This window comes from Nocardia pseudovaccinii NBRC 100343, assembly GCF_001613225.1.
GTDB classification, from domain to species: domain Bacteria; phylum Actinomycetota; class Actinomycetes; order Mycobacteriales; family Mycobacteriaceae; genus Nocardia; species Nocardia pseudovaccinii.
Window position 1 is genome coordinate 1 of sequence record NZ_BDBY01000283.1, and the last position, 3,207, is coordinate 3,207.

1 protein-coding gene is annotated in these 3,207 nt (G+C 65.7%); it reads left to right on the forward strand.

What is annotated here, in order from left to right; translation table 11 throughout:
- The coding region (locus tag NP3_RS34300) for a non-ribosomal peptide synthetase (RefSeq protein ID WP_157124740.1) at window positions 1-3,166 on the forward strand (3,166 nt) is incomplete at its 5' end.
- Window positions 3,167-3,207: the final 41 nt, after the last annotated feature.

Below are 3,207 nucleotides of genomic sequence, written 5' to 3' on the forward strand. Positions count from 1 at the left end.
AGCCTCGGACAACACTGTGGTGCCGCGTACCGATAGCAATCCGAGTGCGACTCTCGTCGCGGTCGATCCGGCCGCTGCCGGTACTCCAGCCTCGGGCACAACCTTCGACAACACTGTGGTGCTGCGCACCGAATACGATCCGAGCGCGACCTTCGATGAACTGCTGGCCGAAGTCGGTTCGGTCGATGCCGCCGCATTCGCGTACGCCGATGTGCCGTTCGCGCAACTCGTCGAGATACTCGACCCGGTTCAGGTGACCGGCCGACATCCGCTGTTCCAAGTCGCGATGGGCAATACCGCCGCGAAGGATCCGCTCACCGTTGACCTGCGGCTATCGCTGAACGAGCGGATCGGCCCGCGCGGTGAAACTCAGGGTGTGCTGACCGAATTCGCTTATGCGACAGACCTGTTCGACGCCGTGACTGCACAGGGCTTCGCCGATCGGTTTGCTCGCATCCTCACCGCGGTCGTCGCCGATGCCACGGTGACCGTCGGCGATATCGAGCTGCTCGGAGCGGACGAGCGCACCAGGGTACTGCGCGAATGGAATTCGCGTGGTGCGTGGGTGCCCGCCGCGACCGTGCCGGAGTTGATCGCCGATCAGGCCCGGCGCAGGCCCGAGGCGGCGGCGGTTCGCTTCGGCGATACCGCATTGAGTTTCGCTGAACTGCGGCGGCGGGCGAACCGGGTGGCCAGGGCGCTCATTGCCGCAGGTGCCGGACCGGAATCGCTGGTGGCCGTCGCGGTTGCGCGTACCGAAGAGTTGCCGGTCGCATTGCTCGGTGTGCTCATCGCGGGTGCGGCGTATCTGCCGATCGATATCACCTATCCGGCGCAGCGGCTGGCGTTTGTGCTGTCGGATGCGGTTCCGGTCTGTGTGCTCACCACCGAGGAGCAGCGTGCGGACGTGCCGGTCGGCGAGTTGCCGGTGATTTTGCTCGAAGAGACAACGGAATTCGACGACCGCGCGGTCAGCGATGCCGATCGCATCGCGCCGTTGCTTCCGGATCATCTCGCCTACGTCATCTACACGTCGGGTTCGACGGGTGTGCCGAAGGGTGTTGGGGTGGCGCATCGCAATGTGGTCGAGCTGTGCGCGAATACCCAGCCGCTGTTCGGGTTCGACGAGACGGATGTGTGGACGCTGTTCCACTCCTTCGCCTTCGACTTCTCGGTGTGGGAGCTGTGGTGCGCGCTGGCCACCGGCGGCTCGGTGGTCGTGGTCGACTACGCGACTTCACGAGCACCGGAACTGTTCCGTGAGTTGCTGATTCGTGAACAGGTCACCGTGCTGAACCAGACGCCGTCGGCCTTCTACCAGCTCATCGAGGCCGATCGGGCGGCAAGCGATGGCGAATTCGCGCTGCGACATGTTGTATTCGGTGGCGAGGCACTGGATCTGCGTCAGTTGCGGCGCTGGTACGAGCGGCATGACGCGGATGCGCCCCGCCTGGTCAATATGTACGGCATCACCGAAACCACGGTGCACGTTTCGTTCCTGGCGCTGGATAAGCAGATCGCGGACAGTCCGGACAGCCTGATCGGGCGCGCGCTGCCCGGCTTGGACGGCTACGTGCTCGACGAGCGCCTGCACCCCGTGCCGGTCGGAACACCGGGGGAGATCTATGTCGCCGGAGCCCAGCTGTCCCGGGGGTACCTCGGCAGGCCGGGTCTGGCCGCGGTGCGTTTCGTCGCGAATCCCTTCGGAGCACCTGGATCTCGCATGTATCGCACCGGCGACCTCGGACGCTGGGGTAAGACCGGGCTTGCCTACGCCGGGCGCAGTGATCAGCAAGTTCAGTTGCGCGGCTTCCGGATCGAACTCGGCGAGATCGAATCCGCGCTGCTGCGCTGTCCGGGCGTGAGCCAGGCGGTAGTGCTGGTCCGCTCGACCGAACGTCTCGGGGATCAGCTCGTCGGGTATGTGGTGCCTGCGGCCGGTGCCCGCATCGATGCGGATGAATTGCGCGTCCAGGTGGCCGAATTCCTCACCGGCTATATGGTTCCCGCGGCCATCGTGGTGCTCGACCTCATGCCGCTGACGCCGAACGGCAAGTTGGACCGGCGTGCGCTACCCGAGCCCGCATTCGAGGCACGGCAGTACCGCGCACCGGGCACACCGATCGAGGAAACCGTCGCCGCCGCCTTCGCGGAGGTGCTCGACCTCGACCGATTCGGTATGGACGACAACTTCTTCGAGCGCGGCGGCAATTCGCTGGTCGCCACGAAGCTGACCGCGCGGCTGAGCTCGCTTCTCGGCGAGAAGATTCCGGTGATGCGGGTATTCACCGCGCCGACACCGTCGGACTTCCTGGCCGAACTGGCGCGTCGGGCGGGTGGGCAGGTCGAGGGTGAGGTGGCCTTCGATGTGGTGCTGCCACTGCGTGGGACGGGTACCGCCGAACCGCTGTTCTGCATTCACCCGGTCTCCGGTATCGCGTGGTCGTTCGCTGGTCTGGCCGCTTACCTCGGTTCCGACCGGCCGATCTACGGCATCCAAGCGCCGACACTCGCCGCACCGGCGGTGCTGCCGGACACGATCGAGGAGTGGGCCGCGATCTATGTCGATGCGATCCGCTCGGTCCAGCCGAAGGGGCCGTATCACCTGATCGGCTGGTCGATGGGCGGTGTCTTCGCCCACGAGATCGCGGTGCAGTTGCAGCGGGCCGGACAACGAGTGGCGACGCTCGCGGTGATGGACAGTTATATGGCCGATCCGCCCGACGAACGCGCACAGGGCGCGGGCTCACCCGTCCCGGTGGCCGAACTGATCGGCGGCCTACTCGGCGAACAGGCGGGTGACCTGGGCTTCGACACCGACGTGGACTGGGGACAACTCGCCGAGCGACTGGTCGAACTGCCGGAGCCGTTCGCCTCCTTCGGCTCCGACCGATTCACCCGGGTGCTCGATACGGCCGTGCATTCGGTCGTGCTGCGCAATGCGTACCATCCCGTTCGATTCCACGGCGACGTCATCTATTTCACCGCGGCGCTCGACGATCCCACCGGTTCGATCGGCGCGGGAATCTGGGCCGATGTGGTCGACGGCGCCGTGCACAACCGCCCGGTGCCGACCACCCACTGGCGCATGACCGCCGCCGAAGGACTCGCGGAAATCGGCAAACTACTGACCTCGATTTGGCACGAAAGCCATAGCGCGGATTGATCTTGGTGCGCACACTCAATGGGTGTGCGCACCGGTCAAGT